Source organism: Photorhabdus akhurstii, assembly GCF_018448925.1.
GTDB lineage: Bacteria > Pseudomonadota > Gammaproteobacteria > Enterobacterales > Enterobacteriaceae > Photorhabdus > Photorhabdus akhurstii.
Genome location: NZ_RCWE01000006.1, coordinates 144,031 through 167,728, shown reverse-complemented (window position 1 = coordinate 167,728; position 23,698 = coordinate 144,031). Strand labels below are relative to the sequence as shown.

The window sequence follows — 23,698 nt, the reverse complement described above, 5'->3', positions numbered from 1 at the left end:
GCTTTATTGACAAAAGATGAAGCCATAGATTATATGGAAATACTAGATCATAATTTCTATAATTCATGGAGAAATAATATTAAAACTATCTACTCATATACTGATCCAGCTTCATCATTTGCTGGTAATATCTATGATTCTTTTGGGATAGCAAGAATAATAAATGATTTAAGAAGTTTCGGTGTGGAAGCAACAGAGTATTTTGGTAAGGATGGAAGAAGATATATAAAGTTATCAGGTTACCCTGGTGTAAGAAACTATTTAAACGCCACAAGATATCTTACTAATAATCCACGTATAGTGTCTTTTGGGGTAGGTACGTTAGGTATTGAAGCTGGAATTGCCCAAGGTGCTAGATTCGGTATAGTATTCTCAGCCGCATATAGACTAGTTGAGTTAATATTTAAAGATGAATATGGATTGGTTGATTTGTTCGTTAATTTAACAATGGATGGTGCAAAATTAGCTATTTCAATAGGTATTGCTACGGCTGCTAATACTCTAATAGTTTCTCCACTCTTAGCTGTAGGAGGAAGTCTTATGCTTGTAGCTCTTGGCGTTTTTGCTATTGGGTTTCTAACTTATCTTTCTTTATATTGGTTAGATGACCACTTTAAAATTAGTGAAACGATAATTAAAAACATAAAGAATAAAAAAACAAATCCGACACCATACCATCCGGATCAGTTTTTTAATATGTGGGGAAGGTTTAGTCGTGGATAATATAAATAAAAATAAAGCAAAATTATATTCTGGAATTTTATTGCTTATTTTTATGGTAGTATTATCTATATTTTTTTCGTTGAATGATTATATCGATTTTTTTAAGCATGATAGTGTTATTACATTCTCATGGAAAAGCGCGGGAGCTATTTGGTTTAGTCCTGTGTTGATTTATATTTCTTTTATTTTATATAGAATCTCATTGGGTAAGGTGAAACGTCTTAATAGTAAAATTGGGGATTATATTTCATGTGTATCAATAATAGGATTTATTCTTACTTTATTTGTATCTTTTTATGTTGATGATAAATTAAAGTTGGAAGGGTATATAACATGTAGTAAATCATCATGGATGGCTCCAAATAAGTATGTTAAGGATATTTCTCTTTGTCACTAAGCATATATTTTTATATGCTTAGTGTTTTATTTTTATTTAATAATTTCTATCTTCCCATATGCTATAAGCAGATGTGCCGACGGTTATATGATTCCGTGATATAGATTTATAATTTAATAAAACTCTTTCATATATTGTACTCTGACATGTAGCAGAATAGCTCACAATAAATAGAGAAAATTCACAATGAAAAAGTAAATAAAAAAATTACAGAAAAAACTCAATACGTTAGGGCTGATTGAAAACTATATCTTTTTGAAAAAACTTATAAAGCACAAGCTGATTGTGGATGAATGGGAACGTATCCAGTATATAGTCTGTTCATTGAGCTGAAAGGCAACAAACCAGAGTACAGTGATCAGGAAACTTCCAAACGCCAGAAGAAACAATCTTACGTTGTCTGCGCTATGTGAGTATAACTGGCCAGTCAAATGTATCTATGCGCTTGAGTACGTGGATAACCAGACATTGAGACAGGTTTGTGCAACAGGCATTGAACCGACTGTACCCGTCTGATAGCCAATTATCTACTGCAACTCGGCACTTGGAGTCATTTACAGTGCCATATAAATATGGCACCTACTCACATGATGATTTTATAACTTACTTTTTACCTGCAACATCTAATTGCTGATAAATATAGTGTTTATAACTTTCCACTAGCGCTTTATCCTGACAATCATCCAACGCTCCCCGGCAGAGATGACGCATTGTCATATTTGCTCGATAAAAAGGTGAAGCATCCAGTTTAGCTCTCTCCATAATCATGCCGCCAAGGAATGAAATATCCGTCAGTTCATCAGTCTGAATAGATTCTCCCTGTTGCAAGTTATCTCGCATAGTAAACTGGGTGATATGACCCGGATTTGAAAATACGCCATTGTACTGGTTTAGGCTGATATTGGGTTGATGATCACCGAAATAGAGGAACATGGTTGGCTTTTCCCGCTTAGCAACAAACTCACTGAAATCTTTAATTGCCGGATCAGAAGCTTTGATTTTCTCCATATAGTGACTGAATTTACCCACTGCCTGTGAATTTTTCACATGTCCGGTAAGCCCGTAATCATCAGAATGATCTTCATCATATGGGCCATGTTCATACATGGTCAGTGAGAAAATAAAGAGCGGCTTATCCGTTTCCTGCGCCAAAATTTCTTTCACATAACCCAACATCTCTTGCGTAGAGATAGTCCACAGATTTTTATCGAGACTGGCGGGATATCCCAATTCCTGTGGCTGAATAATGCGATCAACGCCGAGAGTTTGATAAGCATGACCAGAATGATAAGAGGATTTATTAAATGGCGTCAAAACAACCGTGTAATAACCATTCTGTTTCATTTCATGGAACAAGCTGTATTTCAGGTGATCAACAATAAAATAAAAAACCGCATTCTTACGTGAGCCAAAATCGTCTGTATTTAAGCCGGTCAGAGCGGAAAATTCAGATAACCAGGTACCACCACCGAAAGTTTGCACTCGCATTGGGCTTTGTGCGCTGACACCAGAATCCCGCTGAAACATATAAAGATCGGGTAAATGGGTATCATCAGGCAACTGATAGATATGTGGAGTCACGGTAGATTCTTGTAATAACATCACCACGTCAGGTTTAATCGCTGACTGCGGCACAGGCAGCACGATACTTTTAGCCTGTTGCAGAAAATAATCGGCTGATTGCCCAAATTGAGGCGCATGATATTTGGCATCTTTAGCCGACATCACCATATTAGTGACGGTACCACGTCCTTTTGGTAGTGAAGATTCCCACTGCTCTCTAAATGCATTGGCAGTAGCGCTCACTTCCCATGTACAGAACGCCGCCAGAACCAAGCCGACAGTACGCCATTTGAAGCCACGAAGGGGAGATGATTTTTTCCAGCTCAGCATCATGTTAAAAATCAACCAGATAAACATAGCGACAACGCCCAAACCGGCCAGCCAATAGTGGTGTAATGTTTCCTGATTGGCAGGATCAAACATCAAGTTCAGATCGGAGAACATCAACTGCTCTTTGTAGTAATGAACTTTTATCTGATTGAGGAACTTAAAGATAATAAACAGTGTTCCGGTAAAGGCCGTAGAAAACAGTAACCGGGCAGATACAAAAAACACCAAGCCAAATATCACACCAAACACGCCGACAGCGATCAGTGCCGGGTAAATGTCTTCACTTTTTTCAAAAACCAGTATTAAAGTTGCAATGAACAATAATCCCAGATAAACACCTGATATTATTTTCTTTTTCATATTGTATTCAATCCAGTTAATAGATGGTTCACGGTTGGCAAAAATAGCACAGATCAGTTAAATCGATGAAACAGGGCGGTGATTTTGCTGAAATCATCTATATTTTAAATAAACAAATCATCAGAATAGCCCATTATCTCTGAGAATATGTGACTCAGCCTGACGACGAGTAAAACCACTGCGATCAAAAAATTCCAATATCTGAATAGCCAGTTTACGACCGATACCGAGTTGATCGCGAAAATCCGCAGCGGTAATTGCACCACAATCTTGATTAAATTGGCGAATCAATTCCGCGAACTGCTGAATTCGTTGGCTGCAATAATAACGATCAGGAACAATCGCGATAATATGCCCCAATTGGGCAGATTTTTTCAACAAATTGCGAACGGTTGCCTCTTCTTCTTTTAAGTCAGCAGCCAGATCACGTACCCACCACGGATCATCTGTGAAATAGGGGACTATTCGTTGCCACAATTTTGCCTGTTCATCACTAAAAGACAAACTGTGCTCAGGAAGGTATAACCAACCTCGTAATTGCTTTAGCTGTCCATCACTGAGCAATGCATCTATCAGAGTATAAACCAGTGCTTCATCCAGCGTTGGCATCGCCATCCGTTTCAGACGTGCCCTTCCCAAACCCAATTGGTCAACATGTTGCCGGTGATATTCGGCCAAAACTTGTAGTAACTTCTGCTTTGCTAACCTGGCATTGTTCTGTGACAACATCATCCCATTGGCAATAATCACATCCTTATCAACGATTAGCTGGTGGAGAGTTGCTTCTGTTAACTGACGCGCCCAAGAAAAGCGGTCGAGAGAAAGTGCACCTCGTGGCAGATAAAGAGCTAAATTAGCCGCATGATCTGATGTTTTGGCAAGCTGAGTGAGCCAATGCAAAAATTCTGGCTGGCGTTTACCACGGCGGGGAGAATTTAGGTTTATCACCCGCGCGCCAGCCAGTGTTTTTCTGGCGCTGATATCTCGCAGTATTAGCCGATCATTCTCAACCAACCACAATGGGCTATCAAGTACCAATTCAGCCAGCAGAGGCTTATCAGAAAGCTGATTTAGTAATGAAATCCGCCCCGTTATATGGCTGGCAGCATGATGAATATGAAGTGGTTGCCAGTTTCGCAAAGGTTCATCAGTTTCTACTTCCACCAATACCTTTTCTACATGCTCAAAGGGTTTGTGGGAAAGTAGCCAATCACCACGGGAAACCTGTTCTTTACTGACATCACCAGTAATATTCAGTGCAATACGTTGCCCGGCCTGAGCCGTATCGGTTTGTTGATTCTGAGCATGCAAGCCACGTACTCTGACTTGTTGATCCCGGCCGGTCAGCCAGAGAATATCTCCCACACTGACCCGGCCAGACAATGCTGTTCCCGTTACTACCAGACCCGCTCCTTTTACACTGAAAGCGCGATCTATCGCCAGACGAAAACGTTGATGTAATTTTTCATGTTGCTTATTTTGCTGATGTAACTGCAACAGATGTTGTCTCAAAGGGGCAATGCTTTCTTCATCCGTTGTAGCCGTTACGAATAGAGAAGGGAGGCCCCAACCCTGTGTTGCCAGCTCATATTCAATTTGCTGGCGGACTTCAACTATTCGTTGTGATTCCACGCGATCGGCTTTAGTGAGTGCAACGGTTATGGACGGACAGCCAATCAAACGCAGAATAGCTAAATGTTCTCTTGTTTGAGCCATTACCCCGTCGTCACAGGCAACCACCAATAAAACATGATCGATACCCCCGATCCCTGCCAACATATTGGCGAGGAATTTTTCATGTCCGGGCACATCGATAAAACCAACCGAGGAGCTATCTGGTTGCGGCCAATAGGCATAACCCAAATCGATGGTCATCCCGCGTTTTTTCTCTTCCGGCAAATGGGCTGTATTAACACCGGTAATCGCTTGAATGAGTGTGGTTTTACCATGATCAACATGGCCCGCGGCGGCAAAAATCATAATAGTTTCAGGAGATTATTGTATTTCGGTAAATTATTGTATTTCAGAAAATTACAGTAATAGTGCCTGCAATAGCGCTTTTTCATCTTCGAGACAACGTAAATCCAGCCACAAACGTCCGTCGGAGATACGGCCAATAACGGGTTTGGCTAATTTACGCCAACGCCGGGCTAACCGTTCTAACGAACCCCCCTGACCATCAATAGCGGCGAAAGTCAAAGCCCAACTTGGCAGACGATCGACCGGCAGTGAGCCACTGCCAATCTGTGAATAACATGGCTCATCACGAACAATAAACAGGTCACTGTAACGTGCTTGAAGCTGAGGTAATAATCGTTGTGCCATATCATGCACTTGTTGTTGTGAACGAGTTAATAAACGTAACGTTGGCAACTGCTGGCGAAGCTGTTCGGGGCGCTGATATAACCGCAATGTGGCTTCCAAAGCGGCCAACGTCATCTTATCTGCCCGCAAAGCACGTTTCAGCGGGTGACGCTGGATTGCTTCTATCCAGCGCTTTTTACCGAGAATAATGCCGGCTTGTGGTCCTCCCAGTAATTTATCACCAGAGAAAGTGACCAGATCGATGCCTTGATTCAGATAATCTTGGGGCATAGGTTCGGCTGGCAACCCATATTGCGCCATATTGATCATGGAACCACTGCCCAGATCAATTGCAGTAGGGATTTGCGAGGCTATTCCCAGAGCGGCCAATTCACGGCCGGATACTTCTGCGGTAAAACCTTCAATATTGTAGTTACTGGTATGCACTTTCATGAGGAGAGCGGTCTCTTCATTAATCGCTTGTTGGTAATCTTTCAGGTGAGTGCGGTTCGTGGTGCCGACTTCAACTAGTCGGCATCCTGCTTGAACCATCACATCAGGAATACGGAATGCGCCACCAATTTCCACTAGTTCGCCACGAGAGACCACAACTTGCTTACCGGATGCCACGGTTGCCAATAATAACAGCACAGCCGCTGCATTATTATTAACGATACAGGCATCTTCCGTCCCGGTTAATTCACGCAGTAAATCCGCCAAAGCGTGGTCTCGGTGTCCACGCCCAGCGTCATTGAGGGAATATTCCAATGTTACGGGTGAACGCATCACTTGTGTCACCGCCTCAATAGCCGATTCTGCCATTAATGCTCGGCCAAGATTGGTATGAATCACCGTACCACTGAGATTGAACACTGGCTTTAAAGCCAAAGTTTGTTTCTGTTCCAGTTGCTGACCGAGAGCCAAGGCCCAGTTATCACACCAATCAGGCAGTGCTTGATGCTGCTTGATATAGATTCTGGCCTGCTCCTGCATCCCTCTTAATGTTGCCGTTACCAGCGTCTGTCCATATTGTTCCACGAATGGGGTGATTTGTGGCTCACGCAATAGACGATCAATGGCGGGGAGCTGGCTGTACAACGGGCACGGTTTATATGTCATGGCAATTCCGTCAACTCACTGTTACTCATTTGGGAACAAAAACGGGTTGATACTACTGCGGGCAAAACCTTCCTCTTCCATTTTGGCGTCGAGGATCAGTGAAGCTAAATCGTCAGCAACGGCCTCAACTTTCGGGTCTTTCTCTTGATAGAGGATTTTCAAATAACTACCACAATCGCCGCAACTTTCCGCTTTCACGGCGGCGTGCTCACTATCCAGCGACCAATAATTAAGATCGCGTGTCTGTTCGCAGTTACTGCATTTTACCCGTACCACATGCCATTCACTTTCACACAAACTACAATGCAGATAACGCAGCCCGTTGGTCGTGCCAATCTGAACAACACTTGAGACCGGCATACTGCTGCAAACTGGGCAGAACTGACGATGTTCACCATATTCCGCTTTCGCTTTTCCTGGGATTTGATTTGCCATTTGCGCCCAATAGAGGGAGAGTGCCGCCCAGATAAAAAGTGCTTTTTCAGGGCTGACTTTACTGAATTCATTTTTCAACAAAGCATCGGCCATCTGTTCTAGCTCCTGTTCCGACGCCTTTGCTAGATTATCCAGAGCGGCATGAACATGTTCCGACGCATCCGGCAGTAATTCTGCTATCAGAGAGTGAAGCAATTTCTGCCAGTGTTTAGTGCGTTGGAAGGTTTTGCAATCCAGAGGCGGCTTATCTTCAATAACAGATTTTTCTAAGATATCTGCTATCTCCATTTTCAATGGATTGTCATGCGACGCTTTTTGCTGAGCTTGGGCAACTTGTGCTGAAAAGTTAAGATAATCAATGAACGGACTCTTTTCTGCCAGTTGCTGCAAGCGTTCTGTCCGGCGCTGATAAAGGTTTCTCAGATTAGCAAAAAGCAATGGCGGGATATAATCTGCTGCTTTTTCATTGCTACGATCTTTGCTTAGTTGTTCTTTAGGAACGATGCGAATACTCATTAAGTTCTATCTTCCTGCTATCTGCTTTAGGGCTTTCAGGTTAATAATAATCTTAAGCTTGTTCTTAGCGCTCAGCATAGATCAAAAGAGGTTTCTGAGCTACAGAGATAATGCTGGAAATGATGTGGTCAGAGCAATAACCAATATATTCATGAAATGGTTGCGATTTTTTATAACCATTCACTCTTTATGTGAATTTTTTTCTGAAAGAAAAATATTGTTAAGAAATTTCTTTCAATTTAATGTTAAAAATCCCTAAAAAGAGTTAATTGTGATTTTTAACATTTCTTTCTATCATATTTAATATGGCCTAATGATTAATTGACTCATGCCTAAAAACATATAATTAAAGTGAATAATTAATTGTAAAAAGAGAATTAATTATTCATTACCTCATAAGGAAAAGATAGCAAAGTTAATAATTACATTTTGGTTTAAATGCGTTTCAACTGTATATAGTTAGTCATAGTGGTACTATCTATATTCTATATAATAACCTCATTTAAAGATAAAGAAAGGGTAATTCCATGCTAATTAATCTCATTACGTCATATAGAAAAACAGCCGCAATCTACACTTTTGTTGAGGCGGGTTTATCTATTCACTTTAAAAATGGAACCTATGTAGATATTAACAAACTTGCTGATCAATATGGTATTGATTATTCTAGACTTAATCGACTATGTGATTTCTTAACTGAAATAGGTGTATTGGTTAGCGGCAACGATGGGGTTGCACTTTCTGAAGAATGCAGTGCACTTGCTGATCCTGATAGTTTTGAATTCTTGACAATAAAATATGAAATCAATCGAGAACATTGGGATTCTTGGTTAATGTACCCAAAATCCTTACTGGAAAACAATGGTAAACCGGCATTTGATATGGCGCATGGAAAATCATTCTATGAGATTTGGGATAATGATAAAGTACTAAAATCAAATTTTGACGCTTTAATGTCAAAATATACAAATAAAATAATTAAAGAATTGCTTGTTGTGTATGATTTTAATAAATATAACAGAATATTGGATCTGGGAGGTGGAGATGGAGAGCTTTTGATCAGAATCAGTGAAAAATTCAAAAGAAAAGATTATGCTGTATTGGACAGATATAATGAAATTCCTATTTATGAAGGTATAGATTTCATAAATGGCGATTTTTTTGAGTCAATTCCGTCAGGTTATGATTTATATATTTTAAAGAATGTCCTCCATAACTGGCCTGATAATGACGCAATATCCCTTTTGAAGAATTGCCGAGAAGTGATGGATGATAATGCAAACATCCTGATAATAACCTTAATGAAAAAAACAAAATCCCCAATGGTTAAATCTGTCGATTTATTAATGGATATGCTATATTTAGGGCAAGAGCGTTATTTAAGTGAATTCGAACATCTAGCTAACCAGGCGGGACTCATCGTTCGATATTCTAAAGATATAGATGGAATGTTTTCACTTATCGAATTAGGGGTGAAATAAATTATAGGGATTCATAATCATTTCCAAAGATGATTATATTCATATCCCATCGTTAGGGAATATATATGTGGCATCAATATATTTGATGCCAATTTTTGTTTTATGATAATTAAATATATATATGTAGTAAAATAAAAAGCAGAATTACTCTCTGGCAATAAAACGATTAAAAACCATATTAAACAATCCTATTTGATTTTCGGGATTTATGAGAAGAGTTAATTGTGATCTTTGTCATTTCTTTTTGTCTAATTTAATATAGTCTGATAGTTAAAAATTTTGTCCTAAAAATGCGTTATTAAAGTAAGTGGAGCAATGGGAAAATAAGGAGAATGAAATCTTTATTATCTCACCAAGAAAAGGTAACAAAGCTAATAATCACATATTAGTTGTTGGAATACCCAATTAATCATCATGGTATTTCATGCATTTTAGGTAAAATACTTCATCTCTTTATAAGATAAAGACATAAAGGATAACTCAATGCTAGCCGAACTTATTACGTCATATAGAAAATCAGCTGCAATCTACGCTTTTGTTGATACAGGTTTATCTATTCACTTTAAAAATGGAGCTTATGTAGATATAGACGAACTTTCCCGTCAATGTGGTATTGATTATTCCCGACTTGATCGATTATGTGATTTTTTAATTGAAATTGGGATATTGGTTAATCACGGCCATAGAGTCACTCTTTCTGAAGAATGTAGTGCACTTGCCGATCCTGAAAGTATGGAGTCATTAATTGTAAAATGGGAACTAAGCCCGGATTGCTGGAATGCTTGGTCAATATATTCAAGATCTTTACTTGAAGGTGATGGAAAATCCACATTTGAAATAATGCATGGAAAATCATTCTTTGATTATCTGGCTAGTAATAAATTACTAAAATCAAATTTTGATTCTGCAATGTCAAAAAACTCAGATAAAATCATTGAAAAGCTACTTGATATTTATGATTTTAATCAATACAACAGGATATTAGATGTTGGAGGCGGGGAGGGAAATCTTCTGGTAAGAATCAGTGAGAAGGTAAAAGGAAAACATTACGCTGTATTGGACAGGTATAATGAAATTCCTGTTTTGGAAAATATATATTTTATGAATGGAGATTTTTTTAAATCAATTCCATCAGGTTATGATTTATATATTTTAAAGAATATTCTTCACGATTGGCCCGATGATAAAGCCATATTGATTTTAGAAAATTGCCGTAAGGCAATGGATAGTGGTGCAAAGGTTTTATTGGTGAGTTGTATGAAAAAACCACAATCTAAAGCGGTGCTATATTTAGATATGTTAATGGATGTACTATTTTCAGGAAAAGAACGTAATTTGACGGAATTTGAACGTTTGGCTAACCAGGCAGGATTGGTTATTCAAGATGTTAAGGATATTGATGAGTTATTTTCAATTATCCAATTGGGAATAAAATAACGTAAAGATAATTATATGGATATTACTCTTCTGAGAAAATATGTAATAATCATGGCATCAAAATATTTGATGCCATATTTTTTATATTAATGAAATATATATGGATTAAAACAGAGAGAAAATTTATTCTCCGGGGATGAAAATTATTTAAATAGCAAGAATAAATATATTAAATCATTTTGTTTTGTTTTTAAAACCCCTTTAAAGAGTTAATTGTAATCTTCATTATTTTTCTCTATTATATTTAATATAGTCTGATAAGTAACAATTTGAATCTCTAAAACACAGAATCAAGGTGAGTTAACAAATTGTAAGATAAGGAGAATGATATCAAGTTAATGATTATATTTTAGTTATCAGAATACCTAATAAATCATCATGTATTTTCTGATTTTTAAATCAAACGATTCATCTTTTTATAAAATAAATATAAAGGATAACTAATGCTAGTTGAACTTATTGCGTCATATAGAAAATCAATTGCCATCTATGCTTTTGTTGATACAGGTTTGTCTGTTTACTTTAAAGATGGGGCCTATATGGATATCAATGAACTTGCCAGTCAATATGATATTGATTATTCGCGACTTAATAGATTATGTGATTTATTAATTGAAATTGGAGTATTGGTTAGCAGTAATGATAAAGTTGCACTTTCTGATGGATGCCGTGCGCTTGCCGATCCTGAAAGTATAGAATCGTTAATGATAAAGTGGGAATTTGATTCGGATTTCTGGAACGCTTGGTTAATGTATCCAAAATCCTTGCTTGAAAATAATGGTAGATCGGCATTTGAAATAGCTCATGGAAAACCAATCTTTGAATATTTGGATAGCAATGAATTGCTCAGAGCAAAATTTAATTCTTTAATGTCAAAAAACTCGAATAAAATGATTGAAAAATTATTTGATATTTATGATTTTAGCCAACACGATAAAATATTAGATGTTGGAGGAGGAAGAGGGAATCTTTTGATAAAAATAAGTGAAAGGGTAAAAGGGAAACATTACGCTGTATTGGATAGATATAATAAGAGTCCTACTTACGAAAATATAGATTTTATAGATGGAGATTTTTTCAAATCAATTCCATTAGGTTACGATTTATATATCTTAAAGAATATTATTCATGATTGGTCTGATAATGAATCAATACTCATTTTAGAAAATTGCCGAAAGGCAATGGATAATAATGCAACTATTTTATTAATAACTTTAATGAAAAAACCACAATCTAAATTTGTTAAATATTTAGATATATTGATGGATATGACATCTTTAGGGCAAGAGCGTAACTTAACGGAATTTGAATGTTTGGCTAAACGAGCAGGGTTGATCATTCAAGATGTTAAAGATATCGATGAATCATATTCAATTATTCAACTAGGCGTAAAATAAATTATAGATAATAGGAAGCTTAATTAAATATAATGATATGGATATTGTATTTTTGATAAATATATGGAAAATATGGCGTCGAGATATTTGATGCCATATTTTTACTTTATATCAATAAAATGTTTAAATAGAATGTGGATTTAAATTTTATAATAATCGTGGTTTAATATCAAAATTAAATTATATTTCCTTGTTTAATTTTCAAATATCCAGGAAAGTGTTAATTGTGATCTTTATCATTTATTTTTATCAAATTTAATATAGTATAATAAGTTACGACTAGAAATGGATAATTAAATTGAGTTAACTTGTTGGAAAATAATGGGAATAAAAATTTATTATTTCATGATGAAAAGGTAACAAAACTAATAATCGCAATTTGGTGAAAATATGTTGTTAAAATACTTAATCAATCATCACGGTATTTCTTGGGTTTTATATAAAATACTTCATTTCTTTATGATATAAAGGATAACGCTATGCTAATCGAACTTATTACATCATGTAGGAAATCAACCGCAATTTATGCTTTTGTTGATATGGGGTTGTCTGTTCACTTTAAAGATGGGGCCTGCGTAAATATTAGCGAAATTTCCCGTCAATATGGTCTTGATCATGCTCGCTTTAGCCGGTTATGTGAGTATTTAATCAAAATAGGGGTATTGGTTAACAGCGGTGAAGGAGTTGCACTTTCTGAGGAGTGCCGTGCACTTGCAGACCCGGAAAGTATGGAATCATTAATGATAAGGTGCGAAGTTAGCCCAGAATTCTGGAGCGCTTGGTCAATGTATTCAAAATCCTTATCTGAGAATAATAGTAAAACGGCATTTGAAATAGCGCATGGAAAACCGTTTTTTGAATATTTGGACAATCATGAATTGTTCAGATCAAATTTTGATTCTTTTATGTCAAAAAACTCGGACAAAATAATAGATAAAATACTCGATATTTATGATTTTAGTCAATACAACAGAATATTAGATGTTGGAGGGGGAGAAGGAAAGCTTTTGATAAGAATGAATGAAAAAGTAAAAGGAAAACATTACGCTGTATTGGACAGGTATAATGAAACCCCTGTTTTAGAAGATATTGAATTTATAAATGGAGATTTTTTTAAATCAGTTCCATCTGGTTATGATTTATATATTTTAAAAAATATTATCCATAATTGGTCTGATAATAATGCAGTATTAATTTTGCAGAGCTGTAGAAAAGCTATGGATGATAATGCAACTGTTTTATTGATAAGCACAGTGAAGAAACCACGATTAGAAATAATTGACTCTACGGATATATTAATGGATGTATTATTATTAGGAAAAGAGCGTTATTTGAGTGAATTAGAGGAGTTAGCTTGCCAGGCAGGATTTGTCGTTAAAGGTATTAAAGAGATAAATGAGAAATATTCAATTATAGAACTAGGGGTAAAATAAATTATAGATAATCATGGAACTCCGTAAGAATAATCATATGGATATTGTGCATCTGAAAATAGGTATAACAAGTATGGCATCAAAATATCTGATGCCATATTTTTATCTTATTTTATAAAAACATATAGATATTTGAAATGTAATTCAGATATTTATAATGAACGTAATTTTCATAAGCATTATATTTTTAATATTGGAATTAATTAGTAATAGGTAGGATGTCACTACCCTTCATTGATGATCTTTAGGGTGGAACATCATTGATGTTTCTTTTCCTATTGCCTAAATAACACATTCAAAAAATACCTGTAATTTCTCAGGTTTTATAATTATCATTTTTTTTATAAATGAATGTAAATGGCAATATATGCACTGCGTTATTTTCTGCTATTTAATTTTTAAGGGTTCTGAGAAGAGTTAATTGTGATCTTTGTCATTTCTTTTTATCAAATTTAATATAATCTGATAATTAACATCTTATGCTCAAAAATGCGGATGTAAGATGAATTGAATCTTTGCATGAAAAGATAACAAAGCTAATAATTACATTTTAGTTCAAATGGGTTGTCAGGATATCCAATCTATCATCATGGTATTTCTTGGATTTTTGATAAAATATTTAATTTATTAATAATATATACCCTATGGATTTCAAGATGCATCGCGACGGCAAGGGAGCGAATCCCCGGGAGCATAGATAACTATGTGACTGGGGTGAGTGAGTGCAGCCAACAAAGGGGCAACTTGAAAGATAAGGGTATACAGATATAAAGGATGGCTCAATGCTAACTGAACTGATTGCGTCAAATAGAAGATCAGCTGCAATTCATGCTTTTGTTGATACCGGATTATCTACTCACTTTAAAGATGGAATTTATGTTGATATAAGCGAGCTTTCCCGTAAATCTGGTGTTAATTATGCTCGGTTTAGTCGATTATGTGATTTCTTAGTTGAAATGGGGGTGTTGGTTAGTAAAGATAATAAATTCAGGCTTTCTGATGAGTGCCAGGTGTTTTCCAATCCTGAAAGTTTTGAGACATTCATGATAAAGCTTGAAATTTGCTCATATTACGGTAACGCTTGGTTAATGTATGGAAAATCCTTATTTGAAGATGATGGCAAATCGGCATTTGAAATGGCACATGGCAAGCCATTCTTTGAATATCTGGATGGTAACAAATTTCTCAAATCAAATTTTGATGCTTTAATGACAAGAGTCTCAAATTTAATCGTTGAGGAGTTACTTGGTATTTATGATTTTAATCAGCATAATAGAATATTAGATGTTGGAGGGGGAGAAGGGGAGCTTTTAGCAAGAATTAGTGAAAAGGTAAAAGGAAAACATTACGCTGTATTGGATAGATATAATGAACTTCCCATTTCTGACAATATAGAGTTTATCAATGGAAATTTTCTAAAGTCAATTCCATCCGGTTATGATTTGTATATTTTAAAAAATGTTCTCCATAATTGGTCCGATAGTGACTCAATACTTATTTTGGAGAATTTCCGCAAAGCAATGGATAAAAATTCATCTCTATTATTGATAAATATGGTGAAAGAGCCCGAATTTTCTAGATCTTTCGATATATTAATGGATATGTTATTTTTAGGGAAAGAACGTAGTTCTGCTGAATTCAAATATCTGGCTAACCAAGCTGGACTTGTCGTTCAAGATAATAAAATTGTAGATCAATCATATTCACCATATTCATTTATTGAACTACGGATAAAATAAATTGTAGGAATTACAGATTATTCCCAAAGATGGTTATATGGATATTTTTTTGAGGAATAAATAGATAAAATAAAGCATCAAAAATTTGATGCTTTATTTTATATCAAAGAAATATATAAATTAAAATAGAAAGTGAATTGAATTTAAAAATTGGTGATAAAAAAATAATTTAAACAAAAATAATAAACTTAAAGTCTAATCGTTCCCTGCACTATTCGTACTTAATCAACAATAAGCAGGATATGACTACCCTGCTTATAATTATATTCGAAACGTATTAACGTTTCTCTTCTTGCTGTTCCTGTTTCATCACTTCACGATACCAGCGTGGGTGATGTTTCTTCGCCCAACCACGGGTTACCCAACCTTCAACCATTGCCCGGAGAGATCCTTTCACCCAGAATGCCGCATAAGCGTGAATCATAATTGTCAAGATTAAACCAATAGCTGACATTGAATGAATTAGAAGCGCAATTCGAATTATCGGAATAGAGAAGAGATCAGCAAAATAGGGGCGCCAAATAATAACACCACTGACAGCGAGTAATATCAAGCAAATACTGATAGACCAGTAGACTCCTTTCTGACCTAAGTTATATTGGCCAATATCGCCCGCTTCCTCATTTTTCATAATCTTATGGATGTTTTTCAGCCATACAATGTCATCTTTGTCGATAAAGTTATGTTTAAAATATCTGAAAAACATAAAGATAAATAAAATAAACATCGCTGAACCGACAAATGGATGCAAAATCCGTGACAATTGCGGCGTACCGAAGATATTCATCAGCCAGTTAAACGAGGGGAAAAAGAATCCTAATCCACTAATGGCGGTAAATAGAAAACAGAGAACTACCGCCCAGTGGTTTACTCGCTCAACCGGTGAGTGACGGATAATAATATCTTTCCTGCCTTTCATCGCGGTTCCTCCCCATTGGCTGATTGCTGTGAAGGCTCGGTATCACGACGCGCATTTTCTTCGTCTTCTTCCGTTACCCGGTTCGGACCAATACCCACATAATGGAAGAGGCTGGCAGCGAATGTGGCTGCAAATCCCACTGCGGCCAGCGGTTTCCAAATACCTTTCCAGAAGGTGACGGTCGGGCTAATAGAGGGATTGTCCGGTAGGCCATGATATAGTTGTGGTTTGTTAGCATGGTGCAGTACATACATCACATGGGTACCACCAACACCATCAGGATCGTACAAACCCGCATTCTCATAACCGCGGCCTTTCAACTCACTCACCCGTTCAGCCGCCAAATCCTTCATGGCTTTTTTACTGCCAAAATGGATTGCACCGGTCGGACAGGTTTTCACGCAGGCCGGCTCCTGACCGACGTTAACGCGGTCAACGCACAGAGTGCATTTATATACCCGGTTATCTTCTTTGTTGAGTCGTGGCACATTGAATGGACAACCGGCGATACAGTAGCCACAGCCAATACAGTGTTCCGACTGGAAATCAACAATCCCGTTGGCATACTGAATGATCGCCCCTTCTGCTGGACAAGCCTTCAAGCAACCGGGATCAGCACAGTGCATACAACCATCTTTACGAATCAACCATTCCAGTTTGCCGTTCTCTTCAACCTCTGAGAAGCGCATCACGGTCCATGATTTGGCGGTTAAATCAGCCGGGTTATCATAAACACCAACGTTATAACCGATCTCATCACGGATATCGTTCCACTCAGAACAGGCCACCTGACAAGCTTTACAACCGATACAGGTTGTCACATCAATCAGTTTCGCAACGCCCTCCTGGTCATCCCGCACCCGTGGCGCAGGAGTAAAAGAATTTGTGGCAGAGCGGCGAATGATGTCTTGAGTTTGCAATGACATAATTTTTCCCTTTACACTTTTTCCACATTGACCAAGAACGCTTTGAATTCGGGCGTTTGTGTGTTCGCATCACCAACAAATGGTGTCAAAGTATTGGCAATAAAGCCTTTCTTCGCTGCCCCTTCAAAGCCCCAATGAATCGGAATACCGATAGTATCCACTTCACGACCATGTACATTCAGGGTACGAATACGTTTTGTGACAACCGCTTTCGCTTTGATGTAACCGCGATTAGAGCTAACTTTGACGGTATCACCGTGCTTGATGCCTTTCTTTTCTGCCAGTTTTTCACCGATTTCCACAAACTGTTCAGGTTGGATAATCGAGTTCAACAATGCGTGTTTTGTCCAATAGTGGAAATGTTCTGTCAAACGGTAAGTGGTTCCCACATAAGGGAATTTATCTGCCTTACCCATTGCTTCAAAGTCGCTTTTGAACACTCGGGCAGCCGGGTTGGATACCACATTCGGATGCAATGGATTGGTCCCCAATGGTGTTTCAAAGGGTTCATAGTGTTCAGGGAATGGCCCTTCCGCCATCTTATCAATAGCAAACAGACGTGCCATACCTTCCGGTTGCATGATAAATGGTCCAACATCCGTTTCTGGCGCAGCCACACTATAATCAGCAGTATCGACGCCACCCCACTTAATACCATCCCACGTCAGTAACTGACGTTTCTCATCCCAAGGTTTGCCCTGCGGATCGGCCGATGCGCGATTGTACAAAATACGACGATTTAACGGCCATGCCCATGCCCAACCGAGAGTATTGCCTAATCCTGACGGATCGGCGTTATCACGACGGGCCATCTGGTTACCTTCCGGCGTCCAGCTTCCGGCAAAGATCCAACAACCACTAGCGGTAGTACCATCATCACGTAGCTGCGCAAAAGAGGTTAATTGCTGACCTTGTGTCACTATGACGTTGCCATCAGCATCAATCAGATCAATCAGCGCCCGGCCATTACTCTCTTGGGCCACTTCTTCCGATGTAGGGCTGTCCGGGTTGAAGTAATTCCAGGTCATGCTCAGCAGCGGCTCTGGTGATGCTCCCCCTTCCGCACGGTACATATCCCGCATGCGTTTGAAGATACCGGAGAGGATTTCTCCATCACCGATGGCTTCTCCCGGCGCATCCGCACCTTTCCAGTGCCATTGCAACCAGCGACCAGAGTTAACAATTGAACCGTTTTCCTCTGCGAAGCAGCAGCACGGCAGGCGGAAAACTTCTGTCTGAATTTTGGATGAATCGACATCGTTAAATTCACCGTGGTTCTGCCAGAAAGTTGACGTTTCAGTGTTAAGCGGATCGATAGTGATCAGGAATTTCAGTTTCGACAGGGCGTCAACAACTTTGTTTTTATTCGGAAAAGAAGCTACCGGATTAAAGCCCTGGCAAATATAGCCATTGACTTCACCTTTCGACATCATGTTAAAAAATTGCAGGACGTCATAACTTTTGTCCCACTTCGGCAGCCAATCAAAACCCCAGTCGTTATCTTTACGGGCATTATCACCGTAGAAACTCTTCATCAGGCTGATAAAGAATTTTGGGTAATTCCCCCAATAGTTAACCTGACCCGGCAGCATCGGTTTGGGGGTATTTGCCTGGAGATAAGTTTGTAGATCAGCCTGCTTCTCTGAGGGAAGTGTCAGATATCCCGGCAAGCTTTGCGACAACAACCCTAAGTCAGTCAATCCCTGAATATTCGAGTGACCACGCAATGCATTAACACCGCCACCTGCCATACCCATGTTGCCCAATAGCAGTTGGATCATCGCCATAGTTCGAATGTTCTGTGCACCCACTGAGTGTTGAGTCCAACCCAGTGCGTACAGGAAAGAAGTGGTCTTATCCTTAACACAAGTCTCTGCAATATATTCGCAGACTTTCAGGAAATCCTCTTTTGGCGTACCGCAAATATTACTGACGACATCGGGCGTATAACGGCTAACGTGCTCTTTTAACAAATTCCACACACAACGTGGGTGCTTAAGTGTGATATCACGTTGAGCAAAGCCGTTTTCATCCAGTGCATAGTTCCAACTGGTTTTGTCGTATTGACGTTTTTCTGCGTCATAACCACTGAACAGACCATCATTGAACGAATAATCTTCACGCACGATAAGACTGGCGTTGGTATACGCCTCAACATATTCATGGTTAATCTTATTGTTGGTTAGTAGGTATAAGATTACACCTGACAAGAAAGCAATATCGGTACCAGAACGGATTGGAGTATAGAAATCCGCTACAGATGCTGTACGGGTAAAACGTGGATCAATCACAATTAACTTAGCGTTATTATGGATTTTGGCTTCCATTGCCCAACGGAATCCCACAGGATGCGCTTCGGCAGCGTTACCACCCATAACGACGATCAGATTCGCGTTCTTAATATCAACCCAGTGGTTGGTCATCGCACCGCGACCAAATGTTGGAGCAAGACTTGCTACCGTTGGTCCGTGTCAGACACGTGCTTGGTTGTCTACGGCGAGCATGCCGAGAGCGCGACTAAATTTTTGCGACAGATAACCTGTTTCGTTACTGGAAGCCGATGCACACAGCATGCCGGTTGTCAGCCAGCGATTGACTGTCACGCCTTCTTGATTGGTTTTAATGAAATTGGCGTCACGGTCTGCTTTCATTAACTTAGCGATGCGATCAAATGCCTCATCCCAAGTAATACGTTGCCATTTGTCAGAACCCGCTGCGCGATATTCCGGGTATTTCAGGCGGCTTTCGCTATGGATAAAATCAACTAAGCCAGCCCCTTTAGGACAAAGTGCGCCGCGGTTTACCGGATGATCAGGATCACCTTCAATATGGAAAATAGTTGCTTTCGCGTTTTTTGCGCCATCGCCAAGGCTGTACATCAACAGCCCACAACCGACAGAGCAGTACGTACAGGTATTTCGGGTTTCACGCGCACGCAACAATTTATAGTTACGTGTTTGTGCAAGGGCTGCGGCTGGCGCAAAGCCCAACGCGGCTACCGTTGTACCCGCCATACCGCCAGCGCAGATCTTAAAGAACTGCCTTCTGCTGACTTGCATGGGAATCTCCTCACTCACATTGTCTTAAACAGTATCCATTCCATCATGGGAAAAATTTTGAATGTGTTCTTTTTTATTAAAACCACTTTCCGTAGTGGGATCAGATTTATTGCCTGACAAATAGTATAGACTCTTTTTTCCACACGATTATTATGTCGTAACACTATTAGGAACTCATCTAATGTATAACGTAAAATCAGGGAAGTTGTTACCATTTGGTGTGATCAAGGGGGTAACACGAACGAACGTGCAACAAAAGCACCATCTTGATACATTAAAAGCTGATTGGATTGCAGAAGAAGTTCCTGTTGCTTTAGTTTACAACGGTATTTCACATGTCGTAATGATGGCAAGCCCTAAAGATCTCGAATATTTTGCTATTGGGTTTTCGCTTTCCGAAGGCATTATTGAATCTCAACACGAGATTCGCGGCATTGATATTATCGCTAATTGTAATGGCGGTATTGAGTTGCAAATCGAACTTTCTAGCCGCCGTTTTGCGAGTTTGAAAGAGCGCAGACGTAATCTGTCTGGACGAACAGGCTGTGGCATCTGTGGAACAGAACAACTTTCTGATGTTTTTCGCCCGATTTCCCCGTTGCCTTTTACTCAAACCTTTTCGTTAAGCCAGCTTGATCACGCTCTCTCTCAACTGACTAATGTTCAGGATGTTGGGGCATTGACAGGTTGCACTCATGTGGCAAGTTGGATTGATCCGGAAGGTAAATTATTGGGGGGATGTGAGGATGTAGGTCGTCACGTTGCACTGGATAAAATGCTAGGCATGAAGGCGAAAACAGGTTGGCAGCAAGGCGCTGTTTTGGTATCTAGTCGTGCTAGTTATGAGATGGTACAAAAATCAGCCGTTTGTGGTGTTGAGATTCTGTTTGCGGTTTCAGCAGCAACTTCATTGGCTGTAGAAATCGCTGACCGATGTCATTTGACCTTGGTTGGTTTTTGTAAACCCGGTAAAGCGACTATTTATACCCATGCTGAGAGATTAATAAGTTAAATGCGCATAAAAATAGGCATATCAAGAACGCTCGCATTTTCCTACTGTGATTAATATGAAAAGTTGATTTTTATATTAATCAACCGAGGTTATCGCAATAATTCTGCATCATGCAAGCTGTGAAACATCCATAGGTTGGGTTCAATGTAATAAGCCATTTGCTGTTGTATATCCACCACCAGTGGTACTAAACCACCAGGAATAATATATTGACCACTTTCGGGGAGTTTCATTCCTAGCCATTCCTGCCATTTATCAAGTGTGGCATCTATATGCATTGAGTGTATCGCCGGTCGAATAATCTTCGCTCCCAGACGCCAGTGTGCCCGAATCCAGGGATCAAAAGGTTCATTGTTATCATTTTTCCATTCACAGTATTGTACAAAATCCTGCAATGGATAGTTTTTTTTCAACGTCGGCCTCACGGGAACAACTAATGCTTTAAACCCTGCCTCGATAGCCGCTTGTTTTAAGCTGCCAATAAGCAATGCCGGTATATTCTTACCGCGAAATTCAGGCGCTACCGTTACTGATAATGCCGACAATATTTTTGTGACTATTTTTCCACGAGCAAGCATGCCTCTGCGAAAAACTTCATCCCAACCATTATCCGGCAGTTGCTCCAATGGATCGCCTTCCCAAGGGAAAGGTACCGAATTGGCTGCACCAATTAATTTCTGCTCTTCCCCTTGTTGCAAAATAGCAACTTTCTGAAAATGGCTGAAATCTGGCTCAAATAATTTATTCCAATGTTCATATGTCACAGGGGAGTTCTGCATAAACAAAGGCCAATTATTATAAATAAGCTCATCAGTGGCATTTTTTAAATCAGGTCGTTGTTTGGCGGATTGAATAATGATGTGTGTTTTCAAAGTAGGATTTCCTGTAAAGGTAATTTGTAATATTGATAAGTACTTCATTAGTGGAAAATTTTAATTGTATAGAATAGCAGTAATATTTATGGACATAAATAGATAATATTTTTTAAGTAATTGCTACTAAGAGCCAATTAAATAAATTTTATATTTTTGATTAATTGTTTAACTTGAATTTTTATTTATCTTGCACTGATAATACGCCGTTGGAAATACAATGGAATCAACTCACTGTTTGTCCCAATAGAGTTATTTTATTTGCCGTTGTTGATCATAAAAGTGTTCTTGGGCAGTAATCAGATAAAAATGTTAGCTTTTGAATGCATTTCGCATTTAAATACGGCCGGACGGAAAAGTGATAATACTTTTACCTATTAAATAACTTGTTATAATATTGGGACACTTGGCTTTTTCATTCATTTTGGCTCTCCTCATGAGGCTAATTTCATGAATTAATCAACTTTTTCTATGAGTTTTTATATATTTTGGCAACAATGATTATATGTCACTATTTCACACAGGAATTATTATCGTCCTATGACCGATAAATTGGAAATCAATCACGTTGGTATCACATAATTGATACAGGTTGACTTTTATTGAACCCGATTAATGTTAAAGTATAAGTACTTATTATGTATGTGAATTCGGCAATAATTGCTGCAAGTTTTCTTTCCTAAGTGATTTATCTGTTTCTTTTCCAATTTGATGTGACTATGGCTGATATTTAGGCCGGTAAGAGGAGAGCCTGATGGCGGGTTTACTACCGATTACTGTAATTGGTGCGGCGGCAGGAGATATTGTTCTTAGTTTACCGAGGCTTCCTCGCAGTGGGGCAGATCAGGAAGCTAAAGAAATTGATCGACAGATTGGCGGTTCTGGTTTTAATGTTGCTCGGGCCTTGGTCCGCCTGCAAGTCCCTGTGATCAATGGCATACCCATTGGTAACGGATACTGGGGTAAGCAAGTCACCAAAGAGATGCAAGCCCTTGGGCTTGAGGTCACATTGACCCATTCCTATCTTGATAATGGTTGGTGTTTGGCTATGGTTGAACCGGATGGGGAAAGAAGTTTTGTCTCCGTAAGTGGTTGTGAAGTTGACTGGAATACGGCCATGCTCTCTTCTATTGCTTTGCCGGAAAGGGGATATATCTACTCCAGTGGTTATGTCATGGCGGGTAAATCAACGGCGATTTTATGTGACTGGTTACTGGCGTCACCATCCGGGCAGACGTTATTGCTGGATTTTGGCCCACGTTTACCAGAAATAGATCCTACTTTCCTTGATGCATTACCTGTTGACCGGACCATTCTGACACTGAGTCGTAATGAAGTTGCTATATTGTGCGGGGAAGGCGATCCTGTCGTCCAAGCTAGCCGTTATTCCAGTAAAAGAAAAATCACTATTATTTGTCGGTTAGGTTCACAGGGTACGTGGATATGTCTGCCTGATCGTGAGCCAGAATATGTCGTGGCTTATAAAGTGAAAGTGGTGGATACCATCGGTGCTGGTGATGCTCATAGTAGTGGCATGCTTGCAGGTTTATCGCAGGGAATGTCGTTAAGAGATGCTGTTGAGCTTGGCAATCGTGTTGCTGCCATTGTTGTTAACCGTACTGGTGCTGCGGGCGCACCAACAATCAAAGAACTAGAGGAGTTTGTGTTTGAATAAT

Annotated in this window: 18 protein-coding genes; 10 read left to right on the top strand and 8 right to left on the bottom strand. The window is 38.8% G+C overall.

Annotated features, from left to right (window positions below; genetic code table 11):
- Positions 1–6: 6 nt before the first annotated feature.
- From EAE93_RS10035 to EAE93_RS10025, 3 genes are all read left to right on the top strand, one after another.
- A complete protein-coding gene (locus EAE93_RS10035) occupies positions 7–723 on the top strand; it encodes a hypothetical protein (RefSeq protein WP_321192239.1) in 717 nt (238 codons plus the stop codon).
- Positions 716–1,120, top strand: coding sequence for a DUF1240 domain-containing protein (locus tag EAE93_RS10030; RefSeq protein ID WP_040149824.1), 405 nt, complete (start codon positions 716–718; stop codon positions 1,118–1,120). Before EAE93_RS10035 ends, EAE93_RS10030 begins: the two co-directional genes overlap by 8 nt.
- Before the next feature lie 396 nt (positions 1,121–1,516).
- Positions 1,517–1,636, top strand: coding sequence for a hypothetical protein (locus tag EAE93_RS10025; RefSeq protein ID WP_238326584.1), 120 nt, complete (start codon positions 1,517–1,519; stop codon positions 1,634–1,636).
- A gap of 87 nt (positions 1,637–1,723) precedes the next feature.
- Here the strand turns inward: EAE93_RS10025 and EAE93_RS10020 are convergent, their stop codons facing one another.
- The 4 genes from EAE93_RS10020 to fdhE all read right to left on the bottom strand — a co-directional run bounded on the left by EAE93_RS10020 (position 1,724) and on the right by fdhE (position 7,747).
- Positions 1,724–3,373: an LTA synthase family protein gene (locus EAE93_RS10020; RefSeq protein WP_214039604.1), complete on the bottom strand. Its 1,650-nt coding sequence runs from the start codon at positions 3,371–3,373 to the stop codon at positions 1,724–1,726.
- A gap of 120 nt (positions 3,374–3,493) precedes the next feature.
- On the bottom strand, positions 3,494–5,353 hold the full coding sequence (gene selB, locus EAE93_RS10015) for a selenocysteine-specific translation elongation factor (RefSeq protein ID WP_214039603.1): 1,860 nt from the start codon (positions 5,351–5,353) through the stop codon (positions 3,494–3,496).
- A 51-nt stretch (positions 5,354–5,404) separates the two neighbouring features.
- Positions 5,405–6,796, bottom strand: a complete 1,392-nt coding sequence (gene selA, locus EAE93_RS10010) for an L-seryl-tRNA(Sec) selenium transferase (RefSeq protein ID WP_214039602.1) — start codon at positions 6,794–6,796, stop codon at positions 5,405–5,407.
- A gap of 21 nt (positions 6,797–6,817) precedes the next feature.
- Positions 6,818–7,747 carry a formate dehydrogenase accessory protein FdhE gene (fdhE, locus tag EAE93_RS10005; RefSeq protein WP_214039601.1) on the bottom strand — a complete coding sequence of 310 codons (930 nt, stop codon included), beginning with the start codon at positions 7,745–7,747 and terminating at the stop codon, positions 6,818–6,820.
- A 527-nt stretch (positions 7,748–8,274) separates the two neighbouring features.
- Between fdhE and EAE93_RS10000 the strand changes: the two genes are divergently transcribed.
- From EAE93_RS10000 to EAE93_RS09980, 5 genes are all read left to right on the top strand, one after another.
- A complete protein-coding gene (locus EAE93_RS10000) occupies positions 8,275–9,228 on the top strand; it encodes a methyltransferase (RefSeq protein WP_214039600.1) in 954 nt (317 codons plus the stop codon).
- Positions 9,229–9,711: 483 nt separating this feature from the next.
- The gene (locus tag EAE93_RS09995; protein WP_036811130.1) at positions 9,712–10,665 is read left to right on the top strand and encodes a methyltransferase; all 954 of its coding nucleotides are present in this window, start codon (positions 9,712–9,714) and stop codon (positions 10,663–10,665) included.
- Positions 10,666–11,108: 443 nt separating this feature from the next.
- Entirely contained in the window at positions 11,109–12,062 is a 954-nt protein-coding gene (locus tag EAE93_RS09990) for a methyltransferase (RefSeq protein WP_214039599.1), read from the top strand.
- Between the two features lie 479 nt (positions 12,063–12,541).
- Positions 12,542–13,495, top strand: coding sequence for a methyltransferase (locus tag EAE93_RS09985; RefSeq protein ID WP_036811136.1), 954 nt, complete (start codon positions 12,542–12,544; stop codon positions 13,493–13,495).
- A gap of 782 nt (positions 13,496–14,277) precedes the next feature.
- The gene (locus tag EAE93_RS09980) at positions 14,278–15,234 is read left to right on the top strand and encodes a methyltransferase (protein WP_036811139.1); all 957 of its coding nucleotides are present in this window, start codon (positions 14,278–14,280) and stop codon (positions 15,232–15,234) included.
- 277 nt (positions 15,235–15,511) lie between these two features.
- On the opposite strand, the gene fdoI is transcribed toward EAE93_RS09980, so the two are convergent.
- The 3 genes from fdoI to fdnG are packed head-to-tail and all read right to left on the bottom strand — an operon-like array spanning position 15,512 to position 20,138.
- Entirely contained in the window at positions 15,512–16,153 is a 642-nt protein-coding gene (fdoI, locus tag EAE93_RS09975) for a formate dehydrogenase cytochrome b556 subunit (protein WP_214039598.1), read from the bottom strand.
- Positions 16,150–17,079, bottom strand: a complete 930-nt coding sequence (gene fdxH, locus EAE93_RS09970) for a formate dehydrogenase subunit beta (protein ID WP_036811145.1) — start codon at positions 17,077–17,079, stop codon at positions 16,150–16,152. Before fdxH ends, fdoI begins: the two co-directional genes overlap by 4 nt.
- A gap of 11 nt (positions 17,080–17,090) precedes the next feature.
- Positions 17,091–20,138: a formate dehydrogenase-N subunit alpha gene (gene fdnG, locus EAE93_RS09965; RefSeq protein WP_214039597.1), complete on the bottom strand. Its 3,048-nt coding sequence runs from the start codon at positions 20,136–20,138 to the stop codon at positions 17,091–17,093.
- 181 nt (positions 20,139–20,319) lie between these two features.
- On the opposite strand from fdnG, the gene fdhD reads away from it, so the two are divergent.
- Positions 20,320–21,150 carry a formate dehydrogenase accessory sulfurtransferase FdhD gene (gene fdhD / locus EAE93_RS09960; RefSeq protein WP_036811151.1) on the top strand — a complete coding sequence of 277 codons (831 nt, stop codon included), beginning with the start codon at positions 20,320–20,322 and terminating at the stop codon, positions 21,148–21,150.
- An 89-nt stretch (positions 21,151–21,239) separates the two neighbouring features.
- On the opposite strand, the gene EAE93_RS09955 is transcribed toward fdhD, so the two are convergent.
- Positions 21,240–22,022 carry a transferase gene (locus EAE93_RS09955; protein ID WP_214039596.1) on the bottom strand — a complete coding sequence of 261 codons (783 nt, stop codon included), beginning with the start codon at positions 22,020–22,022 and terminating at the stop codon, positions 21,240–21,242.
- Positions 22,023–22,776: 754 nt separating this feature from the next.
- Here EAE93_RS09955 and EAE93_RS09950 point away from each other — a divergent pair.
- On the top strand, positions 22,777–23,697 hold the full coding sequence (locus EAE93_RS09950; RefSeq protein WP_214039595.1) for a PfkB family carbohydrate kinase: 921 nt from the start codon (positions 22,777–22,779) through the stop codon (positions 23,695–23,697).
- Position 23,698 lies beyond the last annotated feature (1 nt).